We start from the raw sequence: 24,217 nt of genomic DNA on the forward strand, positions 1-24,217 counted from the left end.
CCGGAGTAGCGAGCCGCCGCGCGTGAGCGGCCGTATACTCACGCTCATTCAGCCATGACAAGTATTTCGCCTGCTTCATGAACACCAGACCGTCCGCACCCGCGATCCACTCCACTGAAACGCCGTTCGGCCTTCAGTCGGTGTGTCACACGCTGAGCAGCGCCAACGCGAATCTGGACCGCTTCGCGTGGCTCGGCGACCGGCTGGCCATCGCCGTCTGGACGCGCGACACGGAAGAAGCCGAGACCGTCTACGAGCGGCCGGGCCATCACACTCTGTCGTGCTATCTGGACGGCGGCTATCGCACCGAGCGTCAGAAGATGCCGGGGCATTACGGCGCGCCGTCGCGGCTCTGCGCGCTGCCAGGCGATCACGAATCACGCTGGTGGGTGCGCGGCCACATGCATTTCATGCACCTGTACTTCCTGCCGGAGCATTTCACGCAGCGCGCCGTTCAGGAACTCGATCTCGAGCCGCGCGAACTGACGCTCGCCGATCGCACGTATTTCGAAGACGCCCGCATCGCCGCGTTGTGTCAATCGCTGGCGAATGAAGACTGGCAGGACCCGGACGGCTTGCTGCGTACCAATGAGACTGCGCATCAGGTGCTGAGTCTGCTGTTGCGCGCGCAAGGCGTGCGCCGCACGGATGCGTCGCTCAAAGGCGGTTTGTCGGTCGCGACTCGCAGGCGGCTGCGCGACTATATCGACAGTCATCTCTCGCAGACGCTCACGCTCGGCGAGCTTGCCGGCATAGCGGCGTTGTCGGAATTTCATCTTGCGCGCATGTTCCGCACGTCGTTCGGACTGCCGCCCGCCGCGTGGATCGCGCAGCAGCGGCTCGAACGCGCCCGCACGCTATTGCGCACCACGGCGCTGCCGCTCGCGCAGGTCGCCGAACAGTGCGGCTACGCTAACGCCAGTCATTTCAGTCACCGTTTCCGCGAGAGCGTGGGCGTGGCGCCGACTGCGTATCGGCAGGCTATCGCCGCCTGAGCGAGGGCCGGCGCGCTCGGCTTCACTGCAGCGCCATCGCCAGCACGCGTGCCACGTGAATCGCGTCGACGCCCGCGCCGTCGTGGATCTGATGCCGGCAACTCGTGCCGTCCGCGACCATGAGCGTGTTGCCGTCCATCTTGCGCACCGCCGGCAGCAGCGAGAGTTCCGCCATGGCCTGGGACGTCGCGTAGTGCTCGGCCTCATAGCCGAAACTGCCCGCCATCCCGCAGCACGACGACTCCACCGTCGATACCTTTAATTCAGGAATCCACTTCAATACGGTCTGCACGGGTGTGAAGGCGTCGAAGGCCTTTTGATGGCAATGCCCATGCACCAGCGCCTGCTGTTGGGCCAACGGCTTCAGCGCGAGCTGCAAACGTCCAGCCTTGTCCTCCCGCACCAGAAACTCTTCGAATAGAAACGCCTGCTTCGAGAGCCGCTGCGCTTCTTCGCCGAAGCCGTAGTGCAGAAACTCGTCGCGCAACGACAACAAGCACGACGGCTCCAACCCGACAATCGCCACGCCGCGCTCCACGAACGGCTTGAACAGATCGAGCATGCGCCGCGCTTCCTGCTTCGCTTCATCGACGAGACCTGCCGCGAGGAACGTGCGGCCGCAACACACGGGCCGCTCGCCCTGACGCGCGTTGAAGTGCACCGTGTAACCCGCCGCCTCCAGCACTTGCTGCGCAGCGCGCGCGTTTTCCGGCTCCATGTTGTTGTTGAACGTATCGACGAACAGCAGCACTTCTTTGAGCGCGGCACCTTGCGCTGCTTTGCGCGATGACACCGCATCAGCCAAAAATGACTTCCTGAAGCGCGGCAAGCTCCGTTCGGGCGCGAAGCCCACGGACCGCTTGAACCACGCCGACAGCAGCGGCACGTTGTCGGCCAGCGCCATCAAGCCCGACATGCGGCTCGCCGTCGACGCATAACGCGGCATGAAGGCCACCAGCTTGTCACGCAGACGCAGCCCGTGACATTTGACGCGCGCCGCCCGCGCCTCGATCTTGAACTTCGCCATATCGACGCCCGTCGGGCAATCGCGCTTGCAGCCCTTGCACGACACGCACAGATCGAGCGTCTCCTTCACGTCGTCGCTCGCGAGTCCTGCTTCACCGAGTTGACCGGAAATCGCAAGGCGCAATGTGTTCGCGCGTCCGCGTGTGACGTGCTGTTCATCCTTCGTCACGCGATAGCTCGGGCACATGGTGCCCGCGTCGAACTTGCGGCAGTGGCCGTTGTTATTGCACATCTCGACGGCCTTCGCGAGACCGCCGGACAGATCGTTGCCACTGCCCGGCGAGGTCTCCTGTCCGGTCAGCGGATCGCGTTCGACATTCCATGCCGACCAGTCGAGCGCCGTTTCAATGCGATGTTCCTTGTAGCCCGGCGCGAAGCGGAAATTGCGCGTGTCGTCCATCTTCGGCGGACGCACGATCTTGTCGGGATTGAAGCGGTTGTCCGGATCGAACAGCGCCTTGATTTCGCTGAACGCCTGATTCAGGCGCGGCCCGTATTGCCACGCGACCCATTCGCCGCGGCACAATCCGTCGCCGTGTTCGCCCGAGTAGGCACCCTTGTATTCGCGCACGAGCGCCGCCGCTTCATCAGCGATCGCGCGCATCTTGAGCGCGCCGTCGCGCCGCATGTCGAGAATCGGCCGCACGTGCAGCGTGCCGACGCTCGCATGCGCGTACCACGTGCCCTCCGTGCCGTGCCGATGGAACACTTCGGTCAGGCGGCTCGTGTATTCGGCCAGATGTTCGAGCGGCACCGCGCAATCTTCAATGAAGGACACCGGCTTGCCGTCGCCCTTCATGCTCATCATGATATTGAGTCCCGCCTTGCGCACTTCCCACAATGCTTTCTGTTCGTTCGCGTCCGGCATCTCGACGACCGAATCGGGCAAGCCGAGATCGGCCATCAATTCGCTGAGTTGCTTGAGCGATGCGAGTTGCGCGTCGCGGTCCTCGCCCGCGAACTCCACCAGCAAAATGGCTTGCGGCTCGCCCACCAGCGCCTTGCCGATCACCGGACGAAACGCCGGATTGCTCATCGCCAGATCGATCATCGTGCGATCGACCAGTTCCACCGCCACCGGCTTCAGCTTGACGATGTGCTGCGTGAGATCCATCGACTGCCAGAAGGTCGGGAAGTTGACCACGCCGAGCATTTTATGCGCGGGCAGCGGCGCGAGCCTGAGCGTCAATTGCCGGCTGAACGCGAGCGTGCCTTCCGAGCCGACCAGCAGATGCGCGAGATTCGCGACGCCGTCGTCGGTATAAGCGCGCGGATTCTGGCAATCGAACACGTCGAGGTTGTAGCCCGCCACGCGGCGCAAGACCTTTGGCACACGCGCCACGATCTCGTCGCGCTCTCGTTCGGCGATCTGCTTCACGCCCGCGAGTATCTGCTGCAAGCGTGCGCCTTGCGGCGCCTCGCGCAACGACGCGAAACGCGCCTCGCTGCCGTCAGCGAGAATCGCGTCGATCGCCTCGACGTTGTGCACCATGTTGCCGTATTCGATCGAGCGCGAGCCGCACGAATTATTGCCCGCCATGCCGCCGATCGTGCACTGCGCGGCCGTCGAAACATCCACCGGAAACCAGAGACCGTGCGGCTTGAGCCATGCGTTCAAGTGGTCGAGCACGACGCCCGGCTCGACCGTTACCGTGCGCGCGTCGGCATCGAAGGCGACGATGTTGTTCAACCACTTGCTCGTGTCGATCACCAGCGCTTCGCCGACCGTCTGGCCGCACTGGCTCGTACCCGCGCCGCGCGCGAGCAGCGGCACTTTCTCGCTGCGCGCGATTTCCAGCGCGATGCGCAGATCGTCCTGATCGCGTGGCACCACCACGCCGATCGGCGTGATCTGGTAAATGGACGCGTCGGTCGCATAACGGCCCCGGCTCGCCGCATCGAACAGCACGTCGCCGCGCAGTGATTTGCGCAGATGCTGCGCGAGCGGACTCGTCAGGCGCGCGGCGGACGGAACGAGGTGGATCGGCTTGACGAGTAATGCGGAAGTGGGGTTCGTCATATCGTCGGCCTATGGCAAAAACAGGGGAACCGGCTAGTACAGCGTGAGGTTGACCGGCGTGAGTCCTTCAATGCGCCCGCTCGCCGTGCCCGCCGTTTGCGGAAAGAACATGCCGGTGTACGAACCGGCCGTGACGACCATCTCCGGCGTCACGGCGATGCCGCGCGATGTGGCGTGATTCACGAGCCACGTCAGCAGGCGCCGCGGATCGCCGGCCGGATTGGCGGGCGTGGTTTGAACCACATCGCGTCCATCGAAACTGAAATGCAGCGACGGCGCCACGAACGGAAAGTCCTCGCGATACGGCGTGAATTCGCCCACGATCAGCGCGCCGTGGTTCTGCAAGTCCGCGAGTTGCGCGAGCTTGTCGACGGCGGGCCATCCGGCGTAGCGGCTCGCCACGATTTCAATGGTCGCGCCGAACGAGCCGATGCCCGCCATCACTTCAGCTTCGCTATACGGCGCGGTGGAAGCATCGAAGCGGCGCCCAAAGCGAAACGCAATTTCCAGTTCGAGCCCCAACGGCGCGAAGACTTCGCGCGACAAACGCGCGCCGTCGGCATGCAAGTCGAGGTCGGGTAACGGCGCGCCCTGGATCGGGCCGCTTTCGGACTTCGCGCCGATCTTCCAGCCGGCGATCCGCGCGCCGCATGCGTCCAGGATTTCGTGCTGGATCGCGTACGCCGCGACGGCATCGACGGGTATGTGCTGCGGCGGCAACGTGTCGAGCGTGGCGTGGTTGCGACGGGCGTCGGCGAGAAGCCGGCTAAGTGCTGTCGTCATGTCATCAAGGGCAAAGAGAGAGGGAACGGTGCAGTGCGCTCAAACGCCCATGCCCGTGGGAACGTGCGCTTTGTCGGCCGCGTTGAGCGCGAATTTGCTTTCCGGCTGCATGCGGAACGCGAGTACCACGCCGATCGCCATCAACAGCATGCTGCCGACGAACGGCAACTCCCAGCTACCGAAGTAGTCGATCAGGAAACCGCCGACCACCGGCGAGATGATCGCGGCCAGAGCCGAGCCGGTATTCATCATGCCGCTCGCCGTGCCCGAGTATTCCGGCGCGATGTCCATCGGAATCGCCCACATCGGACCGATCGTCATTTCGGCAAAGAAGAAGCCGGATGCCAGACACGCCATGGACACATATAAGCTGTGTGTGAACATGAGCGGAATGAGCGAGAGCAGGCAGAAGAACATGCAGACCGACACCATCCAGCTACGTGCGCGCTTCAGACTGCTGGTACGCGTGAAGATCCAGTCGGTCACGATGCCGCCGAGCGTGTCGCCAATCACGCCGGCGAAGAACACTACTGAAGCGAAGATCGCCGACTTCTGGAGTTGCAGGTGATAGCTGTGCAGAAAGTATTGCGGAATCCAGCTCAAGAATAGCCATAGCGTCCAGCCGTAGCAGAAGTACACGATCGTGACCGGCCACATGCGGCGAAACAGTTTGCCCCACGGCACGCCGGCGACTTTCGTTTTTGGCGCGGGCAACACGGAGAGCTCGTCGTTCGTGATACGCGGATGATCTTTCGGATGTTCGGTGAAGGTGATGGCCCACACGGCGACCCACACCAGGCTGAAAACGCCGCAGATATAGAACGATTCGCGCCAGCCCCAGGTCGCCATGACCAGCACGATCAGGCCGGGCGCCACTGCATTGCCGATCCGCGACGCCGCATGCGTGATGCCCTGCGCGAAGCCGCGTTTTTCTTTGGCGACCCAGCGCGCCATCGCGGAGGTCGCGGCGGGAAACGTCGCGCCTTCGCCGAAACCGAGCAGCACGCGCGCGGCCAGCAGCGAAACCAGGCCGCCTGCAAAACCCGTCAATAAGGTCGCGACGCCCCAGATGGCGCCGCAAAAAATCAGCGTGCGTTTGGCGCCGAAGCGATCACTGACCCATCCGCCGATGATCTGAAAGATCAGATACGGATATGCGAAGGCCGAGAACACCAGGCCGACTTCCGTATGCGAGAGATGGAATTCCTTGCCGAAACCCGCAGCCGCGGTGCTGACGTTGACGCGGTCGAGGTAGGTGATGAAGTACATGATGCATAGCATCACTAGAACGATACTGGTCGCACTGGTTACACGAAACCGCTTCATCGTCTCTCTCCATTGCATGTGTCGACGGCGCGCCTGAGATGGCGCGCTGCGTCGTTGCCCGGCAGCCGTTCGCGCCGCGGGACCATCGCATTTGTTCGGGGCCGCGTTCTGCGCGCGGCTTCGTGAGGGAAGTGCTCGCCGCCTTCCCTTCTCTGCGAGTCGTTGCTTGCGCCCGGTGCCTCAAGGGCACTTTCTTCAGGGCGTACTCAGGCGGCGGCTTTCAGACCCGACGCCTTCGTCGGCTGGCTCAACCACTCCATAGCGGCAGGCATGCCGCTTTCCTTGAGCGGCACACCCGCGAGCCGCAGGCCCATTTCGCAGCCGGCCAGCGTGGCCAGCAGCATCAGGTCGTTGCAGTCGCCCAGATGGCCGATGCGGAACATGCGGCCTTTCATCTTGCCGAGGCCCGTGCCGAGCGACATGTCGAAGCGTTCGTAGATCACCTTGCGCACCGCGTCGGCGTCGATGCCGTCGGGCATCATCACGCCTGTCAGCACTGGGCTATACACCGACGGATCCGCGCACTGAATCTCCAGGCCCCACGCACGCACCGCGCGGCGGGTCGCTTCGGCAAGACGTTCGTGACGGGCGAACACGTTGTCGAGCCCTTCGCCGAGAATCATCTCGAGTGCTTCGTTAAGTCCGTAAAGCAGGTTCGTGTTCGGCGTGTACGGCCAGTAGCCGGTCTTGTTCATCTCGACGATGTCAGCCCAGTCCCAGAAGCTGCGTGGCAGTTTTGCCTGCTTGCTGGCGGCCATGGCTTTCGGCGAGATCGCGTTGAAGCTGATGCCCGGCGGCAGCATCAAGCCTTTTTGCGAGCCCGAGACGGTGACGTCGACGCCCCACTCGTCGTGACGGTAGTCGGCGCAGGCGAGGCCCGAGATCGTGTCGACCAGCAGCAAGGCCGGGTGACCCGCGGCATCGATCGCGCGGCGCACGGCGGCAATGTCGGACGTCACGCCCGTGGAGGTTTCGTTGTGCACCACGCACACCGCCTTGATCGCGTGTTGCGTGTCGGCGCGCAGGCGCTCCTCGATCATTTGCGGCTGCACGCCGCGACGCCAGCCTTCAATACCCGGCAGGCCGAGGAATTCCGGCTTCAGCCCGAGGCTTTCCGCCATCTTTTTCCACAGCGTGGCGAAGTGGCCGGTTTCGAACATCAGCACGTGGTCGCCGGGGCTCAACGTGTTCGACAGCGCCGCCTCCCAGGCTCCCGTGCCCGAGGCCGGGTAAATCACCACGGGTTGCTGCGTCTTGAAGATTTTCTTGATGCCGTCGAGCACTTTCAGACCGAGTTCGCCGAACTCCGGGCCGCGGTGATCGATGGTCGGGTAACTCATCGCCCGGAGGATACGGTCGGGCACCGGGCTCGGACCCGGGATCTGCAAAAAGTGACGGCCAGCGGGGTGAAAGTCTAACTTGAGCATTGGGCTCCTCCGATTGAATTTTGCATTCAAAAAACTATATCAGATGAACCGCGGCGACCCCAAGGCGAAAATTGGCCGCTGACGCCGGTGTTTACCCGCACTATTAACTAATCTTTCAGCTTCCTATAAAATCTGAGCTAATGAGGTGTTGAGGGCTTTTGTATGCAAAATTCGGAATTCGAGGCGGGCATCGCCACATCCCCGCTGATGCCGAAGGTCGAGCGGCAGCGCTTGCACGACACGGTGGTGGAGCACATTCGCCGCTTTATCGTCGAGGGCGTGCTCGAGCCGGGCAAGAAACTGAACGAGCGCGAGCTGTGCGAAACGCTCGGCATTTCGCGCACGCCGCTGCGCGAGGCGCTGAAGGTGCTGGCCGCTGAAGGGCTGATCGAGATTTCGCCGAATCGTGGCGCGTCGGTGTCGAAGATGTCGGAAGCCGAGTTGCGCGAGACCTTCGAACTGATGAGCGGTCTCGAGGCTTTTTCCGGCGAGCTGGCGGCAGAGCGGATGACGGCGGCTGAACTCGCTGAGATCAAGGCGTTGCATTACGCGATGCTCGCGTGTCGTACGCAGAACGATCTGGCCGGGTACTACAGCCGCAATCAGGCGATTCACGACAAGATCAATGAGGCGGCCAGGAATTCAGCGCTGCGGCAGACTTATGTCGCGGTGAATCGTCGCTTGCAGGCGCTTAGGTTTCGGTCGAATTTCCAGACTCCCAAATGGGATAGCGCGATTCATGACCACGACGAGATGCTGAAGGCGCTTGAAGCGCGGGATGGTAAGAAGCTGAGTGCGATTCTTCGGCAGCATCTGCTTGATAAGCGTGATGCGGTTTTGCAGGTGCAGTCGCGGGAAGAGGTGGCGGCGTCGCCATTGAAGACTTGAGTTGCGCCGAAGGAAGGCGCCTAAGCAGTGTTTGCCTTCGGTGCCAGTGTGGCCTGTTCGTCCGCGTCAACGCCGGAGACTTGTCCACCTAAAATGTTGGCAAGCCTGTGGACAACCTTCTTACATCCCAGCCAAGTGATTGATGCGATGGAAGTATCGGCCTGCGGTTCATGCGTGAGCATGGGTTGGGGCTTTGTGGGCGGATGCGCTGGAAACGCGCTACGCCGGCATGCGATCTGCCGGTTTCTCGTTGATTAGCGCCGCCGTACCGCAGGATCAACCGTGCTGGTCCCGAACATTCTAAGGTGAATTATGTCCGGGCCAGACAGTTGTTATGCAGCGAGATCCAACAATAAGGGCTGACTAAGAATTACCCCCCCCATAGATGTGGCGAAGGTCCGCGCCACCAACGCGGCTGTTACCGTCCACAATCATCAACCCATCGCCCGCTTCAGGATAATTGACCACTGGCTCGCCATCGAGACGATCAACTGAAAAAATGTCAAGAACGAATCCGTCCTCCGCTTCTTCAGTGACCACGTAGATAAGCACCGGTATGCCCTCGTCAAGGCCAACAAGCTCATATCTTAGGGTGCGGCTGCGCCCTTCAGGCTTGAGAGCAATACCCACATGACTGATCCTCAAGCAATAAGGTACGTTAACTTCGTGGACCGTACAATGCTCAAGTTGAGCTAACCAGCGACTTGATTGATCCGGATAAAGCGGCTTATTCACATCCAGAATGAACCCAAGCAGTCTGCGCTCGTGAGGCTCCAGGTTTCGTTCCATATATGTATCCATCACGGTCATTGGCGCGGAGGTCGAATGGAACCAACTCGAACCGAGTTGTCCCCCGTTTTATACGCAACATAGTCTATGGCAATGCCATCCACTTCTACGGTTCGGGTGCGACCCTCCTGCATTGGCAGAGCTGCTACAGCCTCTTCCAAGTCCGCGGTAATAGCATCCTTGACGGGCTGCACAGGGATATTTTTCTCCTGAAGGTAACGAAAGGTGTGATAGAGCTGGTTATCGTTCCTGCCCCAGTCTACTTCGACTTCCTCCTTAACGACCGGTTTGCACATCTCCTTGATGCGCTCGATCTTTTCACGAGCCTTTGCAGCACCCTGGCCGATGGCATAGCGGACAGCCGGTTTCTGCACCAGTCGCCAAACAAATACGATCCCGCGAAGTATGCCGTCGGGCAGGCCAGCCGAAAAATGGCAACCACTGCATACGGTCGATGTGCCCAGGAAATTGTCACCAAGCAACCGGGGCGTGCTCTGGAGATTGGCAGGTGGCCCTACTGGGGACTCACCAAAATTATAGTTATCGATCCACGTGTCAACCTCGTCGCTGGTAATCGGGACATCGGTACCGTCACCCATATCAAGGATGCTGCCATTCTTTGCGACGGTGCCCGTTCGTGAAACGACATGGCCATTTGGCGAATAGCCAAACTTGACCTTGAAAACTCGCCTCACTCCACCGTTTGCCGGGCTCGCGTATTCATTAAATTTAAAGTTATCAATACGACCACGTCGATCGTAGTGCAGATTGAAATCGCCCGTCGGGTTGAACCCAAATTCAACTCGGTGAGCGGCATCGCGAGAGGCCATTTCCGTGGCTTGCGGAATATTCTGCTGGACGACGATCGCATAGACATTCCCGGTCGCATCGCGATTGACTTTGTACTGCCCAACCAACTGCTCTCCCTCGTACATCTGCACGAATGAGAGCCGGTTATACGCGTCATACACCATGCCGTATGCGCGCGTTGTGCCGCCAGATTTTGCCGCATCGAACCCGTTCGCCCCCGTGCCGTCTGAGGTGGGCGTTTCGCTCATACCTGTCGTGTTGCCTTGCGCATCGTAGACGAACGACTGGATTACGCCGGGAGATGCTATGGTCAGCGGATGCAGGCTCGTCGCGTCGGCGTACCGGATCGTGGTGATCGACGTGCCCGACTTGCTATAGGCTGTTATTCGAACAGGTCTCCCCGCGCCGTCGTAGCCGTACTCAGTATCGCCGTTTGCACCGGTATCCTTTAGCAAATTGCCGGATGCGTCCCACGTCAGACCGATGACGCCATCAGCAGAACTGCTCGACGTTGGCCGCAGCATGCCGCCGACAGAAGAGAAATTCAGCGCCGTTGTCCGCTTGCTAGCGATGACTGAAGTTGTCCCCGCACCGTAACTGAACTGTACGTTGCGAGCTGAATCGGGATGGCTGACAGCCGTCGCACGACCTTCTGCATCGTAATTCCAGGTCGCAATGCGATTGCCCGACTCGTCAACCTCGCCCGTCAGTGCGTTCTTGAAACGCGTGTCGTCGTAGACATAGCGGTGCACATACCCATCTGGCCAAGTGACCGAAAGAAGGTTTCCGTTAACGTCGTATCCGTACTGAGTCAGACCACCCAGCGGATTATTGAGACGCGACAAACGGCGCTTATCGTCGTAGTCAAGCCGAAGCGTGACGTCCTTGTTCGCGTCCGTTCCCGCTGCGTGCTGCGTGATTGCGGTCAGCAGCCCTGAACCGTCATAGCTCAGCGTGCGAATAAATCCCGTCCTCGTGCTTTCTGAAAGCAATACGCCTTGGGCCGAGTACGATTCGACGGTATCAGTCTTAAGGTCTGTCAGTGCCCAGGTGGACCCATTCTGTACCAGCGCAAGACCCGTAAAGCCCGCCGTACGCCAAGTGCCGGCTGACCAGTTAAACGTAACTGGCTCACCGTTCTCGCGATACGCCAGCACGGTGGACGTACTGCCATTATTTGCATTTGCCAGACCTAGGCTACGTTGCCAACTATGGAACCAGACCGGCCCCATCGCAGCGGCGGACACCGTTAGCGACTTCGAACGGTAAGTCCGTGTGAACAGCATTGGAATGTCATCACCGCTGACAAAATCGGCCTCGGTCAACGTGACGGCTCCACTGCCGGGAAGAACCGGGTCAGCAACCGGACAACTCGCTTCCGGCTGATCAGCCGGCGGTGTCGCACACCACGCGTCGATAAGCGGCAAGCTAACGCAGTTGTAGTACTGCATGCCACCAGGTACGCCGGCATAAGCATCCCAGCGGCAGGTGGGCGAGCCTTGTTTCGCCCCGGTAGCCGCCCACACCGCGTTGCAATCAGCCGCGTTTGCGCCAAACGCGACCATGAGCAGCATGAATGCGGCTAGCTGGCGGCCCACCATTCCCGCTAGACTCTCTGTAGTTCTGTTTCTTTTCATAGTTGTCCCTATTGGTTGTACTTGGTTCAAGCCCAAGCACCCTATCGGGGTCACAATGATCAGAAAATCCGAAAACTCCTAAAATTACACTTGCCTTGCGCAAGGCATCCTGAGATCCATCTGCACCTATACATGGCATAGGAAAACAACTCGACGCTTGTCATCCGCCTGTCAGACGCAACGTTCGAACAGGGTGCTTTCCGTCACTATGAAAATCTCGATGGTGCGTTTAACAAGTGCCATTTATTTCTTCTCCTGTTTGTTGGCGGGAGTGATCTGAGAAATCACATCCCCGTGATTTCTGATTCACACGTTGCGATACATGTAATGCGTCGCGGTGAAGCACCTGCCGTGGGTGCGGCGAATGTCGCGTGCCGTGCCCTGCATATGGCCACAGCAGTCGTGCTCGAAGCGACAGCCGAAGGTCAAATGCTCATGGATGACTTCACGCGCTACCCGCCCGCTGACGCCTCGCGGTACAACAAACGTGATCTGACGCGTTTGCGAACGATTTCTCCCACGATATTCCCCACAAAACACCTGCGGTGTGCCAATCATACGGGCAACCGGAGGCCGTGTGCCAACAACCAAGTTGTTGAATTCAAACAGAACAGATGTTTGTAGACCTTGTGCATCGCGGGATGAATTTATCCACAGATTTTGTTCGCAAGCCTGTGGACAACCTGCGCACAGCCCACCCAAGTGCTTGATGCCACACACCTATCCCGTCCCGTCACAACCACAGGCACCCCACCCGCCGTGTGATAAAAAGTAGTTCCCCAGCCATTTGCCGAGGCCGAATATGTCGTCCGTCATGGGCTTCAAAGTCGTCCTGCTGTCGCTCGTCGCGATCATCGGTCTCGAACTGCTCGCCAAGCGGCTGCGTCTGCCGCCGGCTGCCGCGCTGCTGGTCGGCGGCGCCGCAATGGCCTTCGTGCCCGGACTGCCACGCTTCAATCTTGATCCTGAACTGGTCCTGATCGTGTTCCTGCCGCCGCTCCTCATGGACGGCGCGTACTTCTCCGTGTGGGACGAATTCAAGGGCAATCTCGGCGGCATCCTGCTGCTCGCGATCGGCGCCGTCGCGTTCACCACGCTGACGGTCGGTCTCGTCGTGCATTGGGTCGTGCCCGCTCTGCCGTGGGGCGCGTGCTTCGCGTTGGGTGCGATCGTCTCGCCGCCCGATGCCGTCGCCGCGAAGGCGGTGCTCGAACGTGTCGCGCTACCGCGCCGCCTGATGGTGCTTCTCGAAGGCGAAAGCCTCCTTAACGATGCGGCCGGCCTCGTGCTGTTCCGCTTCGCCGTCGCAGCCGCGCTGACCGGCACCTTCAGCGCGCAGCATGCGATGGGACGTTTTGCCGTGCTCGCGTTAGGCGGGGTAGCGGTGGGCGTGGCGATCGGCTTCGTGGTCGTCAAACTGCTGCGCTATCTCGACGACACATACCTCATCATCACCGCATCGACACTTTCGGCCTGGATCAGCTACATCGTCGGCGACACGCTGGACGTGTCGGGCGTAATCGCGACCGTGAGTTGCGGGATGATGCTCGGCTGGCATCAGCACGAAGTATTCTCGGCGGCGGTACGCATGCGCGGCACGGCCTTCTGGCAGGTCGTGATCTTCCTGATGGAAGCGCTGGTGTTCATTCTGATCGGACTGTCGCTGCGCGGCGTGATCGTGCGGCTAGGCGGTGTCGGCGACGCGTTGATCGCGTTCGCGCCGGCCGTCGGCGCGGTGCTCGCGGCGGTGGTGCTATCGCGATTCGTGTGGGTCTTCACGGTGGAATGGTTGAAAGCGCTGGTGTGCAAATTGATGGGCCGCGCGGGCGGCACGCCCGACTGGCGCTCGGCCACCGTCACGAGTTGGGCCGGCATGCGTGGTGTGGTCACGCTGGCTATCGCACTCTCCTTGCCTGAGACGATGCCCGGCCGCGATCTGATCCTCGTCGCCTCATTCGCCGTGATTCTGGTGACGGTGCTCGGTCAAGGCACGACGATCGGATCGCTGATTCAATGGGTCAATCCCGACCAGGAGTCCGAACGAAACGCGCGGCATCTGACCGAGCCACAGGCGTGGGCACGGCTCGAAGCCGCGCAGCTCGCCGCCATCCAGCCGCTCGTGCACGGGCCGGATGGCAGCGTGATTCATCCTCGTTTGCTGGAACAGTACAGCTATCGCGCGCGCATTACCGAAGCCTATCAAGACGAAGCCGCCTTTCCCGAGAAAGAACGCATCGCGCACTTCGATGTCGTGCTGGCCGCGGTTTCCGCGGCGCGCGTCGAGCTATTGCATCTGCATCGAACAGGCTTGCTTCACGATGACCTGCTGAGCGCTCTCGAACACGATCTGGACCTGCAGGAAACCGCCGCGTTGCATAGCAGAGGCTGACCGATCGCGCCTGATCGCCCTTTACCGCGCGGCTTCCTTGCGCCGCAACGAGTCAGGCAATCCGTACAACACGATCAGCGCGCAAACCAGGCTCATCGCGCCGATCACATACAAGGCCGGCGTCGTACTGCCGGTCAGGTCTCTCACACGCCCCACCATGATCGGGCTCACAATGCCGCCGAGCTGCCCGAGCGTGTTGATCAAGGCAATCCCACCGGCGGCACCGGCACCGGTGACGAGCTTCGGCGGCAGCGCCCAGAACGCCGGGATCGACGCGACCACGCCCGCGCCCATCACAGCCAGCGCGACGACCAGCAACGCCGTCTGCTTGTCGAAGAAGCCCGCGGCAAAGAAGCCGATCGCCGACATCACGAGCAAGCCGAACACGAATTTGCGCCGTTCGCCGCTCGCGTCGGACAAGCGCCCCACCACCACCATGCAGATTGCGCCCGCAATATAAGGCACCGCCGTCAGCAAACCGATCATCGTCGGGTTGTTCGTGCCCGCCACGTGAATCAGATGCGGCGCCCAGAAATTCAAGCCATACGACGCCACTTGAATCAGAAAGTACACCAGTCCCAGCGTGAGAAAGCCCGGTGTCCTGATTGCCCCCATCAACGAATGCCCGGTGTCCGGATGACGGCTTTGCTGCGCAATTTGCCCCGACAGAAAGGACTTTTCTGCCGGCGACAGCCAGCCCGCGTCCTCGATACGATCCTTCAGCAGTTTCAGCACCAGATAGCCAAGCACGATGCACGGCAGCCCGCCGAGCAGAAACAACCAGTGCCAGCCCGGCATGCCGAGCACGCCGTTCATGTGTCCGATCACGAGCCCTGCAAGCGGCGCGCCGACCAAACCGGAAAACGCGGAAGCCAGAAACAGCATCGACGTGATACGCCCGCGATAACTCGGCGGAAACCACAGCGTCAGGTAATACAGCACGCCCGGCGCGAAGCCCGCTTCCATTGCGCCGATAATAAAACGCAGCCCGTAGAACTGCCATTCATTACTGACGAACACCATCGCGGCCGTCGCCAGTCCCCACGAGATCATGATCCGCGCAATCCAGCGCCGCGCGCCGACCTTGTACAGAAACAGATTGCTCGGAACTTCGAACAGCACGTAGCCGATTACGAACAGGCTCGCACCAAGACCGTATGCGGTGTCGGACAAGCCTAGGTCGCTTTGTAACTGGAACTTCGCGAAGCTGATGTTGATACGGTCAAAAAACGCAAACAGATAGCAGATCATGATCAGCGGCATCAACCGCCACGCCACTTTGCGGATGATGGCCGAAGCATCATTCGCGCTGTGCTCGCGGTTGCCGGTTGCGACTGCGCCCAGGTCACTCATGTTCGTCTCCAATGCCGGATTCGGCGAAGCCGTCCGGTCGTTTAATCGATTAGGGAAGTGTCAGATTTGCAGAACGTATTCGGGTACGGGATGCAGGTCGCAGTTACGGCCCGCCTTCGCCAGTTGCCCCGGCACGTCGTGGCCAAGCAACGCCGGCAAGCCGCGCGACAGCGCGATCAGCTTTTGCAGATCGATCCCGGTGGGAATGCCCATTTCGTCGCACATGTTCACGAGATCTTCCGTGCAGATGTTGCCGGATGCGCCCGGCGCGAACGGACAGCCGCCGAGGCCGCCCAGCGCGGCGTCGAAGCGGCGCGCGCCGACTTCGTATGCCGCCAGCACATTGGCAAGACCCAAACCGCGCGTGTTGTGAAAGTGAAGCGTGAGCGCGGTCGCCGGCAGCCGTTCGAGCACGCGCGTGACCAGCCGCGCCACCTGTCGCGGGTTCGCCATGCCAGTCGTGTCGGCGAGCGTGACGCCCTCGATACCCATCTCACGATATGTATCGACAATGCTGATCACGCGGTCTTCGTCGATCTTTCCTTCGAACGGACAGCCGAACGCGGTCGCCACCGACGCGTTCAACAGCACGCCCGAGCCCTTCACGTGCCGCACGATATCGCCGAACGCCGCCAGCGACGACTCGCAACTCATCCGCATGTTGGCGCGGTTGTGGGTCCGACTCGCGGACATCACCAGGTTCAGTTCGTCGGCTCGCGAAGCCAGCGCGCGTTCGGCGCCCTTCAGATTCGGGATCAAGGCGACGTAGATCACGCCGGGTTGCCGCTCGATCTGCTGAAACACGGCCTCGCCGTCACGCAGCGCCGGAATGGCTTTCGGCGAAACGAACGAGCCGGCCTCGATCCGCGTGAAGCCCGCGGTGGATAGCGCATTGATCAGCGCAATCTTGTCGGGCGTGTCGACCCAGGTGGATTCGATCTGCAAGCCGTCGCGCGGTGCGACTTCCTGCACGATCAGTTTGTCGTAGTGCGGGATGTTCAAAATGCGCGTCATTGCACCGCTCCTTCGCGGCGCAGCCGCTCGATATCTTCGTTGGCGAATCCGAGTTCGCTGAGCACGCTGCCGGTATGCTCGCCGAGCGCCGGCCCTTGCCAGCGCACTTCGCCCGGTGTGTCCGAGAGCTTCGGCACGATCCCCGGCATCCTCACCGACGCGCCGCCCGGCAGTTGCGCCTGCAACAACATGTCGCGCGCCTGGTAGTGCGGATCGGCGACGATGTCGGCCACCGAATAGATGCGCCCCGACGGCACTTCAGCGCGTTCGAGCGCTGCCAGCACGTCGTCGGTGGAGTGGTGCGAGGTCCACTCGGTGATGGCCTGATCGAGCATCGCGCAGTGTTGAACGCGACCGTCGTTACGCGCCAAGGCGGGATCGTCGGCGAGATCGGGGCGGCCGATCACCTGCATGAGGCGCTTGAAAATCGGATCGCTGTTGCCGGCGATCACGACGAAGCCTTCGTCTTCGGTGCGATACGTGTTCGACGGTGCGATGCCCGGCAAGGCGCCGCCGCTGCGCTCGCGCACGTGGCCGAGCAGATCGTATTCAGGCACGAGGCTTTCCATCAGATTGAACACGCTCTCGACCAGCGAGACATCGACCACCTGGCCTTCGCCCTGCCCCGTCTTCACGCGCAGCAGCGACATCAGCGCGCCGATCACGCCATGCAGCGAAGCGAGCGAGTCGCCGAGACTCACGCCGACGCGCGCCGGCGCGCCGTCCACGTCGCCAGTCGTGTAGCGGATGCCGCCCATCGCTTCGCCGATCGCGCCGAAGCCCGGCCGATCGCGATACGGACCGCTCTGGCCGTAGCCGGAAATGCGGACCATCGTCAGTTTCGGATTGATGGCGTGCAGCACGTCCCAGCCGAGGCCGAGCTTTTCGAGCGCGCCGGGACGGAGGTTCTCGATCACGACGTCGGCGTCGGCCGCGAGCCGTTTGACGATCTCGACACCGTCCGCCGACTTCAGATTCACGCAGATGGATTTCTTGTTGCGCGACTGCAGATACCACCAGAGCGAGGTGCCCTCATGCAGCTTGCGCCATTTGCGGAGGGGATCGCCGGTCTCGGGCGCTTCGATCTTGATGACGTCGGCGCCGAACTCGGCCATGAGGCGCGCGGCAAACGGCGCGGCAATGAGGGTTCCGATCTCGATGACGCGGATACCCTGAAGAGGTCCACCCATTGTGCTGTCTCCGAAGCTGGTTTCGTGTTGAGAGACAGCTTAGGAGGAGCGCGGTCGCGGCGTCCAACCGCAATTCGCCAATGACCGTTCGTGAACGGCGAACGCTGCGCGTCAAGCGGTGGTGGGCGGGGCTTCCGTGGCTTCGATTGTGCGCAGATGGTCGAACAGGAGGCGGCTCACCGGCGACAATGCATCGACGTCGCGCACCACCAGCACGAGGCTGCGCGCCGACCAGTCGTCTTCGAGCGGCGCGCCGACGAGACCCAGCGGACGACCCATCAGTTGATACACCTTGAGCGGCAGCACGCCGACGCCCATGCCGGCCTGCACCATCCGGCAGACCGCGTCGAAGCCGGGCACATGGATGCGCAGCCGCAGCGGCTTGCCCGCCTGACGCGCGGCGAGATGCGTGCGGGCATTGATCGAACTCGCGGCGTGCAGGCCGACGTGATCGCCGTCCAGCGTTTCGACGAAGGCGACGCTTTTACGCGCTGCCAACGGATGATCGTCGCGCATCACGAGCACCAGCGAATCGTGCCGGTAGTGTTCGACATGCAGATCGCGCGTATCGGCGTCGCCGGAACAGATGCCGAGATCGACGAGGCTGTCGTCGACGGCTTCCACCACGCCGCCGCTCGGCCGCTCTTCCAGATCGAGCTTGACGCGCTCGTGCTGCAACTGGAACGCGCGCAAATCCTCCGGCAGGAATTCGACGATCGCCGACAGGTTGGCCATCATGCGCACATAGCCGCGCACGCCGCTTGCATGACCGGCCAGTTCGATGCCGATGTTTTCGATGTCGCGCATCACGCGGCGCGCATGATGCAGCAGCGTTTCCCCCGCCGGGGTGAGCGTCATGCCGCGCGCGTTGCGTTGGAATAGCGTGGCGCCGACCGCCTGTTCGAGTTCGAGCAGACGCTTGCTCGCGGCGGAGACCGCAATCGCCTCCCGCTCGGCGGCTCGCGTGAGCGTACCTTCCTCGTAGACAGCGAGGAAGAGTTGCAGCGTGGTGAGGTCGAGCCTTCGGAGAAGGTTTTTGATTACCATGGCGGAGTGCCGCGTTGTTGTGCGATGCGCCTATTCTGACGCCAGATGCAAAAAATAGGTGCCGTGCCCCTGCGGATTCCGTCCCTCGTCAAAGGAAGTCTTCCGATGCCCACCGTCGCGATCGCGATCTTTCCCGGCGTGCAGGCGCTCGACGTTGCCGGTCCGGTCGATGTATTTTCCGAAGCCAACCGCTTCATCGCGCCCGCGGATCGTTACGATGTGACGCTGCTCAGCGCCGCATCGGCACCGCTGCGCGCGTCCAACGGCATGATGCTGGTCGCCGACGCCACCTTCGACACGGCGCGTAGTCCGTTCAATCTTGCGTTGGTCGCGGGCGGCCCTGCGCTACCCGATACCGCACCTGATGCGCCCGTGCTGGACTGGTTGACGAACGTCGCCACCCAGTGCGGCCGTTACGGTTCGATTTGCACCGGCGCGTTCGCACTCGGTCATGCGGGCCTGCTCGATGACCGCCATGTCACGACGCATTGGCAGCATGCAGCACAACTGGCGGCGCAATTTCCAAAGGCGCGCGTCGACTTCGACCGCATCTATCTGCGCGACGGACAGCTCGTCACGTCGGCCGGCGTGACTGCGGGCATCGATCTGTCGCTTGCTTTGGTCGCTGAGGATCACGGTCCGCACACGGCGCTCGCCGTCGCTAAACGTCTGGTGGTGTTCGCGCAGCGGCAAGGCGGCCAATCGCAATTCAGCCCTTACCTGACAGCGCCCGCTGACGACACCTCCCCAGTCGCCAAAGTCCAGACGCACGTCATGGAACGGATTCAGGAGAGCTTCACGGTCAAGCAACTGGCAGACGTCGCGGGCATGAGCGCACGCAATTTCGCGCGCGTGTTCGTGCAGGAGACCGGCGTAACGCCGCATGAATTCGTCGAGCGCGCCCGCGTGGATGCGGCGCGCAAGCTGCTCGAAAGCAGCGGTGCGGCGCTCAAGGCGATTGCGTACGACTGCGGCTTCGGCACGGCGGACCGCATGCGCATTGTCTTCACCAAACGAATCGGGGCAACGCCGATGCAGTATCGCGAGCGGTTCCGGTCGGCGTGAAGCGAAGCGGCGTCGCACGCGGAAAAATATCGCGTGAGAAAATAGCGGCCTTTCCAAGCCAACGATTCAAGGACCGACATGACCACCTCTTCTCCGATCCGTGCGATCGTCACCGGCCACACGCGCGGTGTGGGCGCGGCGCTCGCCGAACAACTTCTGGCTCGCGGGACCTCCGTGCTGGGTTTGTCCCGCTCGCGTCACGCCGCATTGAAAGCACGCTTCCCGGCGCTGCTCGAAGAAATCGAACTGGAACTGGCCGACACCGCGCGCGTCGCGCAATGGATCGCGACCGATGCACTGCGTGAATTCGTCAGTGGCGCGCAAACCGTTCTGCTGATCAACAACGCGGGCACGGTCCAGCCCATCGGTCCGATTGAAGGACAAGACGTCGCGGTCATCGCGAATGCGGTTAGCCTGAATGTCGCCACGCCGCTGATGTTGGCCAGCGCGCTCGCCGCAGCCGCCGTCGACGCAACCGATCGCCGCATCGTGCACATTTCCAGCGGCGCGGCGCGCAACGCGTATCCCGGCTGGAGCATCTACTGCGCGACGAAGGCCGCGCTCGATCATCACGCGCGCGCTGTCGCGCTCGACGCAAATCGCGCGTTGCGTATTTGCAGTCTGGCACCGGGCGTGATCGATACGAATATGCAGGCGGAGATTCGCAGCAGCGGCGTCGAACAGTTCCCCATGCGTGAGAGATTCGAAGACCTCAAGCGCAACGGCCAACTGTCGAGCCCTGAACAATGCGCGACGCAGTTGCTCGATTACGCATTGAGCGATGCATTCGGCCAAACGCCGGTCGCCGACATTCGCGAGATCGCGAAGCCGGCGTGACGGCAACAACGGAGCGCGTCGAGCGCTCCCGAAAACCCTCACCTTTAGCCTGACTTGCCGCTGATTTACACGCCGGGCGCGACCATCATGCCGCGCTCGGCCGCACCGAGTTCGCCGTGCGGCACGAACACATAGCCGCGTCCCCATACGGTTTGCACGTAGCGCGGCTCGGAAAGATCGATTTCGATCAACCGGCGCAACCGCCAGATCCACACATCCAGGCTGCGCCCTTGATGCAGCACGGTGTTGCCGCGCAGTTTCTCGTTGAGTTGCACGCGCGTGCGCACGGTCATCGCGTGATTGACCGCTCCTGAAAAACCTCACCTTTGGCACGGAGCGCTTGGGGTTCAGCGCAAGTAACGCGTCGGAACGCTCCCGAAAACGCTCACCTTTCGCGCTTGGGGGCAGGCCGCAAAGCCATGCTGGGCGTGGTATGGGTGCACCGGAACACGCCACTCCCGCAAACCCTCACCTTTAAAAGCGGCGGAGTAATTTGCATACCCAGGTAAGCGGCCGTGCGCGTGCGGGCCTTTGCACGTGACGCAGATGCGCGATTCGCGCGAGCGATGGATGTTGTGATCGATGTATGCGGGTCATTGCGACCCCATCGGTCGATACAGAGCGGCCTGGTGAGTGCGGATCGAGTTTGCCACTCACCGTTTCCAATCCGCGGCTCGTGAGCAGGGAAAGCGCGCCCGCCGCGACAAACCAGGCTTTGTGGTGACCGTCTCGTGAATTCCCGCAGGGTCCCGAATATTCTCACCTTTGAACAGCGAGCGCGTTCGGAACCCCGGCCTCGATCAACGCTCCGGCCGGTTTTTACGCGTATACCGCGTGTTTCGACAGCCGCGGTGACCGCGGAACCGACTCAAAAACCCGCCCGCGCGCAGCTCCCGAAAACTCTCACCTTTGCGTGCGCTTGCCGCGCACAGGCGCCTAGCCCGCCAGTTTGCGGAACGTTTCCAGCACCGCGTCGCCCTTGAACGGCTTGACGATCCACCCCTTCACGCCCGCCGCCTTACCGCGCTCCTTCATTGCCGGGCTGCTCTCGGTTGTCAGCATGATGACGTTGACGGTCTTGTTCGCGAGTTCGCCGCGAATCTTCTCGACCATCGTCAGGCCATCCATATTCGGCATGTTGACGTCGCTGATCACCAGCTTGATGCCGGGGCTGGCCTTCAGCTTGGCGAGGCCGTCCTTGCCGTCCACCGCCGTGTCGACGTCCAGACCGTTCTTCTTCAGAAAGCCCGCCACTTCGTCGCGCACCGTGCTCGAATCATCCACCACCAGAATTTTCGACATGTTTTTTCCTATGACAACATTCAGAACAGATCCAGTTCGCCCGCCTCGACCATTGCGCCGACGTCGTCCGCGACTTCCTTGAAGTCTTCCGGCGACCAGCTCAGGCTGAACACAAAACGTTGATGCAATTTGACCGCACGGTTCGACTGCGGGTCCTTCAACCAATACGTGAAGCACAGTTGCGGATTGCCGCTGCCGAACGAGATGTACTTGTGCTTGTGATTCACGAGCAGCGGCACCTGCACCTGGCTGCGCGCCCAGGCGTCCGCATCGCCGACATAGCGGTTCTTGAAGGAACCCCAGATCAGGTTCGTCACTTCGCCGAGCACGCTGTTCAGGTCGCGGAAATCCGCTTCGCCGTGTCGCGCGTTGTCGATCATCTTGTAACGATCGAGCAGTTCGAGAATCGGCGTCTCTTCGGCCTGCATCATCATGTAGCCGCGGCACCATGCGCTTTCCAGCGGAATCAGGCTGAACACCTCGCCGAAGATGATGCGGTCACGCACGATATATGGCGTGTCGCACGTGATGGTGAGTTCCTTGAACACGTCGCCGAGAATCGCTTGCGTCATGTCGGCGATGCCGCGCACCAGTGCGTTCGGATAGTCCAGGCTGAAGATGTAGTCGTCGATCACCTGGCGCAGCGGCGCCATATCGTGCGCGACGTACGCCGCGCAGATCACACGTCGCAAGCTCTCCGGCAAACCGTCCATGCCTGGGTCGTCGTCCCGACGCATGATGATCGGCAACTCGGGACGCACCGCGTTGATCCTGATCGCGATCTCGGCACTCGCCTCCGGCGAGCCACCGTAACGCTCGGCAAACAGCACCGCGCCCAGATCGATGTTCGAGCGCAGCACCGATTGCAGGCGGTTCTTGCCGACCTTCACGCCGACCAGATTGTTCTCGTCGCAAAAGCGCTTCAGCGCTTCCTTGTGCGCCGGGCAGTCGTCCAGCACCAGCACCTTGCTGACCGGCTTGTTCATGTTCATGTCGCGTTCCTGCTCACAGCGGCTATACATTTCACGGTCAGAACAACTCCAGTTCGCCGCTGGTTTCTTCGACCACACTCGTATCGGCGACGAAGTCGAGCGGCGCATGCGCGCACACGCACACCGTCGCGGCAAGCCGCACGCTGCCGTCGAGCGTGACCGAATACGACGACAGCAGAGCCGGCTTCAATTCATGCAGATGCGGCAGGCAACGCGCGTTCAGCACGTAAGGCGTCGACATGCCGAGGTCGGGAAAATAGCGCAGCAACTCCTGATTCATCGCCCCGCAACACAGGTTGCAAATTTCCAGAAAGGCTTCCTGGAAGGGCCGCTCGTCGGCGGCGTCTTTCAGGTAATAGCCGCGTGTGCTGTCGTCTTCGTTGAAGTGAAGAATCAGCAGCAGTCTGAACACAATCGACGAAATGGTCAGCACGACCACTTGCGTGTCTTTGGATACGCCGACACTGGCGTCGGCTATCGGCGCGATCTCGCACAGATCGCCTGAATCCAGCGGTAAGCGCGCCTGCGCGGCCTTGCGGAAAATGCGCTCGAAGCTGTCCTTGGCGTGGGCCGAAATCACACCGCCACCTCGTGCAGCTTCGAATGAAGCTGATTGGCTAGCGACTCGACGCTGGCGAGCGACGCTGCGATCATCTTGCCGCCCGCCTGAATGTCCTGAAACGTGGAAGTCGTGGTCAGATCGTTGCGATGCAGGCTGTCGCGATAGCTCTTCGATAACTCTTCCGAACGCGCGGCGAGCGCGCGCACTTCGCTCGCCACCACCGCGAAGCCGCGGCCGGCCGGCCCCGCACGCGCGGCTTCGATCGACGCGTTCAGCGATACGATCACCACATGCCGCACAATCGACGACAGCTCCTGATTCTTCGCGTGCATGTCGTGATTTTGCGTCATCAGCGAAATCATCTGTTCGTGCCAGCGCTCGAATGTCGCGCCGAGACTCTTCAGACGCTCAGCCTCGCCGGCGATCCGCCCGGCCTGATGCGCCAAATGGTCTTTGTCCTCGGCGGCCGCTTCCAGTGCCGCGCGCAGCTCGTCGGCGCTGGCTGACTGCTGCGCGAGTTCCTCACGCAACTGCGCGGTCAAGGCATGGAGTTCATGCGCTGCCTGCTCTCGCTCGCGAATGGCCGCGCCGTGATCGGCGCGCTGCGCCTCGAGCCTGGAGATGTGGGCTTGCGCTTCAGCGCGCAGCCGTGCCGTCAGCTTCGCGCTATGCACCCTGTGCGCGGCAAATGCCAGCAGCGCGGTCACCGCGCTGCCTGCTGCCACCGCCAATACATACTGTTGAATCACAGCCGTTCCCTTCGAA

19 protein-coding genes and 1 pseudogene are annotated in these 24,217 nt (G+C 61.7%); 5 read left to right on the forward strand and 15 right to left on the reverse strand.

The features are described 5' to 3' along the window. The first annotated feature begins 77 nt into the window (after nt 1-77). Nucleotides 78-995 carry an AraC family transcriptional regulator gene (locus RI103_RS32655; protein ID WP_310816883.1) on the forward strand — a complete coding sequence of 306 codons (918 nt, stop codon included), beginning with the start codon at nt 78-80 and terminating at the stop codon, nt 993-995. A gap of 22 nt (nt 996-1,017) precedes the next feature. Here RI103_RS32655 and RI103_RS32660 read toward each other — a convergent pair whose 3' ends face one another. The 4 genes from RI103_RS32660 to RI103_RS32675 all read right to left on the reverse strand — a co-directional run bounded on the left by RI103_RS32660 (nt 1,018) and on the right by RI103_RS32675 (nt 7,577). After that, nucleotides 1,018-4,041: an FAD-linked oxidase C-terminal domain-containing protein gene (locus tag RI103_RS32660; protein ID WP_310816884.1), complete on the reverse strand. Its 3,024-nt coding sequence runs from the start codon at nt 4,039-4,041 to the stop codon at nt 1,018-1,020. A gap of 33 nt (nt 4,042-4,074) precedes the next feature. Then, on the reverse strand, nt 4,075-4,824 hold the full coding sequence (locus RI103_RS32665) for a 2-keto-4-pentenoate hydratase (RefSeq protein WP_310816885.1): 750 nt from the start codon (nt 4,822-4,824) through the stop codon (nt 4,075-4,077). A 39-nt stretch (nt 4,825-4,863) separates the two neighbouring features. Then, complete coding sequence (locus RI103_RS32670) at nt 4,864-6,150, reverse strand: MFS transporter (RefSeq protein ID WP_310816886.1); 1,287 nt, start codon at nt 6,148-6,150, stop codon at nt 4,864-4,866. A gap of 206 nt (nt 6,151-6,356) precedes the next feature. Further along, on the reverse strand, nt 6,357-7,577 hold the full coding sequence (locus RI103_RS32675; protein ID WP_310816888.1) for an aminotransferase class V-fold PLP-dependent enzyme: 1,221 nt from the start codon (nt 7,575-7,577) through the stop codon (nt 6,357-6,359). A 162-nt stretch (nt 7,578-7,739) separates the two neighbouring features. Here RI103_RS32675 and RI103_RS32680 point away from each other — a divergent pair, with 162 nt between their 5' ends. Further along, entirely contained in the window at nt 7,740-8,465 is a 726-nt protein-coding gene (locus RI103_RS32680) for a GntR family transcriptional regulator (protein WP_310816889.1), read from the forward strand. Nucleotides 8,466-8,828: 363 nt separating this feature from the next. On the opposite strand, the gene RI103_RS32685 is transcribed toward RI103_RS32680, so the two are convergent. After that, entirely contained in the window at nt 8,829-9,254 is a 426-nt protein-coding gene (locus tag RI103_RS32685; protein ID WP_310816891.1) for a hypothetical protein, read from the reverse strand. 17 nt (nt 9,255-9,271) lie between these two features. Then, nucleotides 9,272-11,701, reverse strand: a complete 2,430-nt coding sequence (locus tag RI103_RS32690; protein WP_310816892.1) for a DUF6531 domain-containing protein — start codon at nt 11,699-11,701, stop codon at nt 9,272-9,274. Between the two features lie 802 nt (nt 11,702-12,503). Here RI103_RS32690 and RI103_RS32695 point away from each other — a divergent pair. Then, complete coding sequence (locus RI103_RS32695; RefSeq protein WP_310816893.1) at nt 12,504-14,090, forward strand: Na+/H+ antiporter; 1,587 nt, start codon at nt 12,504-12,506, stop codon at nt 14,088-14,090. A gap of 21 nt (nt 14,091-14,111) precedes the next feature. On the opposite strand, the gene RI103_RS32700 is transcribed toward RI103_RS32695, so the two are convergent. From RI103_RS32700 to RI103_RS32715, 4 genes are all read right to left on the reverse strand, one after another. Beyond that, nucleotides 14,112-15,443, reverse strand: coding sequence for an MFS transporter (locus tag RI103_RS32700; protein WP_310816895.1), 1,332 nt, complete (start codon nt 15,441-15,443; stop codon nt 14,112-14,114). Nucleotides 15,444-15,503: 60 nt separating this feature from the next. Beyond that, nucleotides 15,504-16,457: a hydroxymethylglutaryl-CoA lyase gene (locus tag RI103_RS32705; protein WP_310816896.1), complete on the reverse strand. Its 954-nt coding sequence runs from the start codon at nt 16,455-16,457 to the stop codon at nt 15,504-15,506. Then, nucleotides 16,454-17,647 carry a CaiB/BaiF CoA-transferase family protein gene (locus RI103_RS32710; RefSeq protein ID WP_310816897.1) on the reverse strand — a complete coding sequence of 398 codons (1,194 nt, stop codon included), beginning with the start codon at nt 17,645-17,647 and terminating at the stop codon, nt 16,454-16,456. The genes RI103_RS32705 and RI103_RS32710 overlap by 4 nt, the downstream gene beginning before the upstream one ends. 111 nt (nt 17,648-17,758) lie before the next feature. Continuing rightward, nucleotides 17,759-18,694, reverse strand: coding sequence for a LysR family transcriptional regulator (locus RI103_RS32715; RefSeq protein ID WP_310816898.1), 936 nt, complete (start codon nt 18,692-18,694; stop codon nt 17,759-17,761). Nucleotides 18,695-18,799: 105 nt separating this feature from the next. Here RI103_RS32715 and RI103_RS32720 point away from each other — a divergent pair, with 105 nt between their 5' ends. After that, complete coding sequence (locus RI103_RS32720; RefSeq protein WP_310816899.1) at nt 18,800-19,759, forward strand: GlxA family transcriptional regulator; 960 nt, start codon at nt 18,800-18,802, stop codon at nt 19,757-19,759. Between the two features lie 78 nt (nt 19,760-19,837). Continuing rightward, nucleotides 19,838-20,596 (forward strand): SDR family oxidoreductase, encoded by a 759-nt coding sequence (locus tag RI103_RS32725; RefSeq protein ID WP_310816900.1) that lies wholly within the window; start codon nt 19,838-19,840, stop codon nt 20,594-20,596. Between the two features lie 65 nt (nt 20,597-20,661). On the opposite strand, the pseudogene RI103_RS32730 reads toward RI103_RS32725, so the two are convergent. The 5 genes and pseudogenes from RI103_RS32730 to RI103_RS32750 form a co-directional block, all read right to left on the reverse strand. Then, nucleotides 20,662-20,901, reverse strand: a pseudogene (locus RI103_RS32730) (winged helix-turn-helix domain-containing protein); the annotation flags it as partial. A gap of 631 nt (nt 20,902-21,532) precedes the next feature. After that, complete coding sequence (locus RI103_RS32735; RefSeq protein WP_011490379.1) at nt 21,533-21,898, reverse strand: response regulator; 366 nt, start codon at nt 21,896-21,898, stop codon at nt 21,533-21,535. Nucleotides 21,899-21,918: 20 nt separating this feature from the next. Then, the gene (locus tag RI103_RS32740; protein WP_310816901.1) at nt 21,919-22,890 is read right to left on the reverse strand and encodes a chemotaxis protein CheX; all 972 of its coding nucleotides are present in this window, start codon (nt 22,888-22,890) and stop codon (nt 21,919-21,921) included. A 37-nt stretch (nt 22,891-22,927) separates the two neighbouring features. Further along, on the reverse strand, nt 22,928-23,470 hold the full coding sequence (locus RI103_RS32745; RefSeq protein ID WP_310816903.1) for a hypothetical protein: 543 nt from the start codon (nt 23,468-23,470) through the stop codon (nt 22,928-22,930). After that, a complete protein-coding gene (locus RI103_RS32750; protein WP_310816904.1) occupies nt 23,467-24,201 on the reverse strand; it encodes a methyl-accepting chemotaxis protein in 735 nt (244 codons plus the stop codon). Before RI103_RS32750 ends, RI103_RS32745 begins: the two co-directional genes overlap by 4 nt. Between the last annotated feature and the right edge of the window lie 16 nt (nt 24,202-24,217).

Source organism: Paraburkholderia sp. FT54, from assembly GCF_031585635.1.
Classification (GTDB): Bacteria; Pseudomonadota; Gammaproteobacteria; order Burkholderiales; family Burkholderiaceae; genus Paraburkholderia.